The 7,573-nt window shown below is 40.4% G+C and carries 4 protein-coding genes; 1 reads left to right on the top strand and 3 read right to left on the bottom strand.

Annotated features, from left to right (window positions below):
- Nucleotides 1-581 precede the first annotated feature (581 nt).
- Nucleotides 582-1,478 (bottom strand): hypothetical protein, encoded by an 897-nt coding sequence (locus RAO94_08510; protein ID MDP8322376.1) that lies wholly within the window; start codon nt 1,476-1,478, stop codon nt 582-584.
- A 334-nt stretch (nt 1,479-1,812) separates the two neighbouring features.
- On the opposite strand from RAO94_08510, the gene RAO94_08505 reads away from it, so the two are divergent.
- The gene (locus RAO94_08505; protein MDP8322375.1) at nt 1,813-4,668 is read left to right on the top strand and encodes a T9SS type A sorting domain-containing protein; all 2,856 of its coding nucleotides are present in this window, start codon (nt 1,813-1,815) and stop codon (nt 4,666-4,668) included.
- Nucleotides 4,669-4,724: 56 nt separating this feature from the next.
- Here the strand turns inward: RAO94_08505 and RAO94_08500 are convergent, their stop codons facing one another.
- Both RAO94_08500 and RAO94_08495 read right to left on the bottom strand, forming a co-directional pair.
- Nucleotides 4,725-6,566 carry a glycoside hydrolase family 3 protein gene (locus RAO94_08500; protein ID MDP8322374.1) on the bottom strand — a complete coding sequence of 614 codons (1,842 nt, stop codon included), beginning with the start codon at nt 6,564-6,566 and terminating at the stop codon, nt 4,725-4,727.
- 15 nt (nt 6,567-6,581) lie between these two features.
- Nucleotides 6,582-7,573 (bottom strand): hypothetical protein (locus RAO94_08495; GenBank protein MDP8322373.1); only part of this gene is annotated, 992 nt, incomplete at its 5' end.

The raw sequence follows: 7,573 nt of genomic DNA, 5'->3' as shown, positions 1-7,573 counted from the left end.
GCTTAACATTGCGAACGGGTTTTAATACCCTATGGTTGTTCAAGCTTAACCCCTTCCATTTTCCTTATCAATATCTTAATACTAATTTCATGATGTCAATATACAATGGTTGATCAGAAAATAGAAGCTTATAAATCTAGATAAATAAGCCAGTTAGAAATGAAAATCTCTTGGTCAGAACGGTTAACCATTGCGAAGGTACAAGACCATACGCAAGTCTCAGCATTGTCAATTCCATAACAATTACTTAGATTGAACAGTCTCGGAGTTATGAACGGTACTCCAGATATGACTTCTGGACGACCTGCATAAACCAAAGCACTATTATCAGTCAGGTCACCCAGAATTCCTATCCCGAGTACGCTTTAGTTCGTTTTGTTAGTCTTGTCTTGATGAGCTGTAATATATGAAAGCTATTCGCTGCCAATAATTCTTACATTACATTAAGTTTGTTCGCGTTTGTTCGCGGCTTAATAATTCTTACATTCCATTTATAACCCAGCGCAGGGATGCACTGGATACATCGATAGTCAGCATAAATTCACATTACATTCTCTCTGTGCCCTCTGTGGTTAAAACTCTTACATTACATTCTCTTTTGTGTAGAGATTAAACCCTGTTAAACGCAGCTTTTTATACCTCGCTGCCCTTTTATTCCATTCATCACGCTCTACTTGCGAAAGTACTTGCCAGTTTGCAGCAATTTCCTTAATTTTATTATTAAAATAGAGTGTTTGGGAGTTGACGCTGTGGTCATACCTTCGCCGGTGATAAAGCCAGGGATTTGTTCGCCTGATATCTTTATAACTGTAGTCCGGGATTTCATAGACCACTTCCTCGTGGTATTTCCCGCTGAGGGCAGTGATCCAGTTCACCTTGCTCCGCAGTCCCCTTCGGTAAGTTTTAATGCTCTCATATCCAGGTTCCGGTAAACTCAAAACATGCTCCAGATTGGCAGTCAGCCAGGCTTCATATGCAGCTTCCAGATCACTGGAAGTGATGATAAAATTTCGCTGGCAATACAACTCATCCTGATAATAGCAATCCAGCCCAAACTCGCCTTCTGCATGAAAGCTGAGTTCCACCTTAGTGCGTGAGGCGATAGTTTGATGAAAGCCCATGGGCATGCCCTGCCAGCGTAATTCATAATCTCCCCGCTGACGCACATAAAACGCCGTCTCACCAAGGAATTTCTGCATTCCAGGGTTCAAAATATACGGCGTGTAATAATTGAGTTTTTTGATCACAGACTTATAATCAGCCAGCCGAGGATTAGAAATTGTGGCAGCATAACGTCTGATTGCTTCATTTCTGATCGTAAGCGGAGTCCGCTGATAATATGATACCGGGTTATAGGGATATTGTTCCTGCCTGCCGTTTCGTTTGGTGCGATACACTATGCCTTCAAATTCACCATGCACTTCAAAATTGCGTTGTACGAAATCAGTCACACTTTTTCCACTTACATTTTTCATCATAACCACCTTATTTAAACTATTTAATGATGCTCTCGCAAGCATCCCCCGCTAATAAAATAATCAAAAAGTAATATCAGACAAGAACAACTTAGCACGTACTCACATTTTAATGTCACTACGTGCTTTGTTGTTCAGCAAGATTTTCGGGTTATAGGTTGTATATGACCTATAAGTTCAATAAGGCCTACAAATTAATCGATTTGCCATATTTCTGGAATAGAAATTGCATAATATATTTGCAGAATGGAGTATGAGTACAAAACACGGGTATTTTACCTGAAAAACTGTAACTAATTTTGACAACGGGGGGAAAATTGTAAACGGAGGTTTTCTAATGAAAAACAAAATCACAGTTCTTTTTATTTTCCTGATATTTACTATTACTATTTATTCTCAATTACAATGGCAGGCTGGTGGTATACATGTTAATAATGATTATCCGCTCTATTGGTATAATAACAGCGGGGCAGTAATTGATGACGTTTCTTATTTTGTCTGGTCAGATTCGCAGTCAGGAAATCCTGATCTGATGATGCAGGGTTATGACATCAATGGAAATCCGGTCTGGCAGAATGATCTGGTAGTGTGTGATGCTGCCAAATATCAGGGGCGTGGTCAAATGATAGCAGCCAGCGATGGCAATATAATAGTCGCCTGGCATGATACCCGCGATAGACCTGGTTTATATTTTGGACAAGATTATGACATATATCTACAGAAAGTTACACCCGCAGGAGAGATACTGTGGGAAGATAATGGTGTGTATGTAGGATTGTGTTATCCTTATGATTATCGGTTTATCAGCGATGATCAAGGTGGATGTTATCTTGCTTTCTGGACAGATACCGGGCATGAAAGTCCGGTAGCTTTCTGGCATATTATTTCAGATGGAACCTGTTGTCCGAACTGGGAAAACGGTATTATAATAGAAGGGATCAGTTACAGTTACCAAATATTATCTGATGGGGATGGAAATCTAATCGTTTTTAATGCCCAGGACGAGCTCAGCGTAGTAACTAAACTTTCGGCTCTTGGTGAAGTGATCTGGGATGAAATTCCCATATTCGATTATTATGTATTCAATGCTAATCTTTTCAGACGAGAAAACAGTGTGGACATAATTTTTGATGTCAGCAATGAAATATACATGCAGCAGATAAATGATAATGGTGAACTTGTGTGGGATGAGCCGGTACTTATCTTCAGCAGCTCCACTTATCTAAGCACCTTTTATTGTACTCCAGCCAATGATGGCTATTACATCAATTTCTACGAGAGCCAGGAAGGCAATTATCTCATGAGGGTAGATTATCAGGGAGAGGATATTTGGACAACAATACTGGATTCCGATTATGGATTTGATGGTATCAAGGGAATGTCAAATGGCAATGTGCGAGTATGGAACTTTTCTTTATCGGGATTCATCATCTGGGAATATGATGGTGATAGTAATCCTGTAGGTCCAGAAGAAGGTTTGTGGAGTATGACATTTCAGAACGAATACTGGTATCCAATAGTAGGTGTATTTGGAGAGGATAATTTATCAGCCATTGGCTGGAGAGATATGACCGCAGACCAGGAAAATGAAGTCCTGAGCTATCAGCTAATAGACGAATCAGGAGAGCCTGTTTGTGGAGCAGAAGGTACTGAGATCAGCAGAGGACGCAATAGCGGTCAAATCTGCAAAGGCGTGTATAAAATGGATGATCTGGAAATTGTCCTAATGAAGTCCTACTATATGGGTGATCAGCGAATGATGATGAAACTTTTTGATGAAGATGGCAATATAGTGGGAGATCCTGAAGGGATGCCAATCTCTGATGCTGATGAAAATTATGCTGAGCCGCTGGGAATATATAATGATAGATTTTATTTCATCATGGAACTGGATGATGCCGGGAATCCTGATTCAGAAGTGCTTTATATAAATGCAGTAGATTTCAGTGGTGAACCAGAACTTGTCTGGGGAGAAGGTGGCTTATATCTGGGCGAAGGTGAATTTATTAATACTACTATCAACATGACAACTATTCCTGATGAGGATAATACTCTGCTGTTTAGCTGGAATGTGCAGAGCCCCCACGGTTATGGAAGAGTGCAAAAGATGGTTAGTGATGAATTTGTGTGGGAGGATGGTGGATTGATCTTCCCCTGGCTGAACTTTGATACTCACCGGATAATGGCATATAATGATTATATCCTGCGCATGATCAGTTGGGGAAATGGCTATTATCTGAACCGAGTGGATGAAAATGGTGGAATGATGTGGGATGATGAACTACTCATGAACTTAACTTCCTTAGTTGACTTCCCTATCGCAATTCCACAGGAAAATGGTAATATGCTCTTCCTTTTGGGTGAACATACTACTTTTGGCATGCAACTGGTGGAATATCGTATCACACCCGAGGGTGAAAATCTGTCCTCAACTCAAGGCAATGTAGTCAATTTCTTGAATGGCGCAAATTATATAAAAATTCTCGATTGCAGCGACAGTTATGCGGTTATAACCAGACAGGATGATGATAGCCTAATCCTGAGAAGATATAATTATGACAGTACTGAAATCGCTGAGCCAGTAGCCATTCCTGATTTTGATTACTATGAAATTACAAATGTAGAAATACTCAATGACCATCTGCTTATTTATTCTCAAACCATGTTTGGCGGAGAGAAATTAAGCGTTTATGATTTCGCTGGACAGCCGAGTGTACTTCTGCCTGAGAATCCTTATCAATATCTGGAAATGTCAAACTATTATGTAAGAGCTATTACCTGCAAGGATGGTGATGACATCTATTTCTGCTGGCTCGATGGAGGCACTTCTGAACGACCTGATGAAGGCGAATATGGCTTTAACTGGTATATGCAGAAATTCCGTATCCCCACAACAGAGAATACTGAAAATGAAATTATCAATACAACAAAATTGCAGTTATACCCAAATCCTTTTAATCCTGACCTTAACATCTCATGGGAAGCAGAAAATATGGAAAATTCTAATACAGAAATTGCTGTTTATAATGTCAAAGGACAGCAGATCAGAAACTGGCAGATAGATTCCTGCCGTGGCTGCCTCACCTGGGATGGGAAGAATAACACAGGACTCTCCTGTTCCACTGGCATTTATTTTGTACGCATCACAACTGGCGGCAAAACCATAAGTCACAAAGCAGTGCTTTTAAAATAAAGCAAAAAAATTAGGGACAGACAATCATGCCTGTCCCTAACTTAATTTAGATTCTGTTATTTTTTAAATCCCAAGCCAAATCCATAAGGGAATAAGGGATTATAATTCTCATCCCCGATATTATAGTTTTCATCATCATAGCGATGCCAGGTAAAACTAAGTTTTCCCTGCATGGGATAATCACCAAAAATGACATCTGCCACTCCTGCACCTTCAGAGCCAGGCAGCCAGGCAACTACAAATGCCTTTGCTGCTTCCAATTCGTCATTGATGATCACAGGGCGACCACAAAGCATAATTACCACAACCGGGATGCCTTTATCTGCAATCATTTTTATCAAGGCAATATCTTCTGGATGCAGTTCATGGAGATATAAATGAGTACCATAAGGTCCCTTTTCCATAATTGGAATAGTTTCTCCTGGCAGAGTTTCCAGTGATGTAGAGCCTTTACTGATTTTTATACCTTTAGCCAGACCATCTATGCGAACATCACCCAGCATTTCTGCATAGGGAGTTTCACCTATAACCACAATAGCAATATCATGTTTTTCGGGATCAACCTCAGTTCCATCGGCACTTAAAACCGCATGGGGTGCCACAGCGTGAATTCCTTCCCAAATGGAAGTTCCTCCTGCAATAGATTCATTATCCTTCACACCCTGCCAGGCAATGGTGAATCCGCCACACTGATGTCCTCGATTATTGGCATTTTTACCGGCAACTAAAATTCTGGAAGATTTCTTCAAAGGAAGAATATCAGCATCATTTTTGAGCATTACCAGAGACTTTCGCACTGCTTCTCTGGCAACCTTGCGATGTTCTTCTGAGCCAAAGCAGGAATGATCTAATGATAATTTACGTTCAGCGGGGCATGGTTTAGTGAACATACCAAATTTATATTTAACGCGTAATATGCGGGAAACTGCATCATCAATGCGAGTCATGGAAATGCGACCATTTTCAATATTGTCTTTTACAAGCTGGATAAATTCTTTCCACTTTTCCGTGACCATAAACATATCAATGCCGGCATTTACAGACATCACAACAGCTTCTTCATAATCTTCATCCAGATAATCTATGCCATCCCAGTCAGAAACCACAAAACCCTTAAATCCCAGTTCTTCTTTGAGAAGATCGGTTATGAGAAATTTATGACCATGGCACTTTTCCTGATTCCAACTGCTCAATGATACCATCACAGTTAAAACTCCGGCATCTACAGCTGCTTTATATGGAGGTAAGTGAATTTTCCTTAGCTCTTCTTCTGAGATACACATATCACCCTGATCAATTCCATGTAATGTGGCACCATCACCAATCCAGTGTTTAACGCAGGCGATAACCTTATCTTCACCCAAATCTCCCTGGAGACCTTTTACAAATCTGGGTGCATATTCAGCAACTATTGCCGGGTCTTCGGAATAGCTCTCATAGGTACGTCCCCAGTGGCTGTTACGAGCAACTGCTAGAGTGGGAGCAAATGTCCAGTCAACACCAGTAGCAGTAATTTCTTTTGCTGTCACTGCTGCTATCTGTTCAATCAGGTCTGGATCATGAGCTGCACCCAAGCCAATATTGTGAGGAAACACAACTGCTCCCCTCACATTAGTATTGCCATGAATAGCATCTACACCATAAATGAGCGGAATTGCCAGGTGGTTTTCATCTTCTTCCATAGAAGCTGCCCAGTATTCGTCATTCATTTTGATCCAGTCTTCAGGAGTATTATCACCTGGAACTGAACCCCCACCGCTGAGCACTGAGCCGATATGGTATTTCTTAACTTCTTCCGGTGTGACGAATTGACGTTCCGGCTGCGTTATCTGTCCCACCTTCTGGTCAAGGGTCATTTTTGCCAGTAATTCAGATATTTTCTTTTCAATAGAATCCATTTTAGTTCTCCATATTTATTGTTTTCTTAATTCAATATCAACCCGGCTGATCATCCCGGATCTTATCTTTTGAGCGATCTCACCAGATAATACCGGTGAATCATATTTTGAGGTATTGCCATTATGATCAGTTAATACCCAGGCATAAGGAGAAACGGCATCAGAACCGAATGTGTCAGCATGCTCAGCGTTGTGATAGATAACCAAAATTTTGCCCAGAAACATGAAACTGAATGTATTCTCAGCAAAAGTTACGGTCTGCCAGCTACCTGCAATCTTCAATCTTTTTTCTTGAGCTTTGGTGGTAAACAACCAGGCTGGTAAGGCAGGAGCAAATTTCAATTGCAATTCACCCTTTTGATTTATCGCAAATGGTTCTTTGCCAATACACATCATTATGATAATATTGATAAATTCGGCTGTTGCTCCGCTCAGACGGGCTACAAATCCATTTCCATGAATCGAAGGATCAGGATTGGCACTACTGACGATAAAAGATGAATTCTCCAAAATACTTCTGCCATACACTTCGGGTTTGAAGAAAGGCACAAAGACATTTTTGAAATCATGGTAAAATTCATTGTAGAGTCTATTACGAAGCAATTCCAGCATGTATTTGTATTCCATGTGCAGCCAGATGGATTCATTTTCAAACCAGCCGGGAGAGAAAGTTCTTGCCCTGCCAATTTCCATTGGCTGATCAGCTAAAGAAGAATTAACCTTGTACATTTTTAATTTCTGATCATAGAGACCGCTTTTTCTGATATTCTGAGCAAAAGCCTTCGCCATTTCCTTTTCGGGCTGGCAGCGAAGGTAATGTACTGGTCCTTCGAGAAAGAGTGGCAATGCTTTATGGGCGAATTTCTTTGCTCTAAAGCAGGGTAATCCTTTGGGGTCTCTTTTCGTTACTTCTTTGCCATCATTATCTAACAATTTGATTTCTTCATATTCTATAGCTTCATTGATAAAATATGTGGAAATGATATTATTTTTTTTGTCCCAGGCTT

This window comes from Candidatus Stygibacter australis (assembly GCA_030765845.1).
Classification (GTDB): domain Bacteria; phylum Cloacimonadota; class Cloacimonadia; order Cloacimonadales; family TCS61; genus Stygibacter; species Stygibacter australis.
This window is presented reverse-complemented; position numbering and strand designations above follow the sequence as displayed.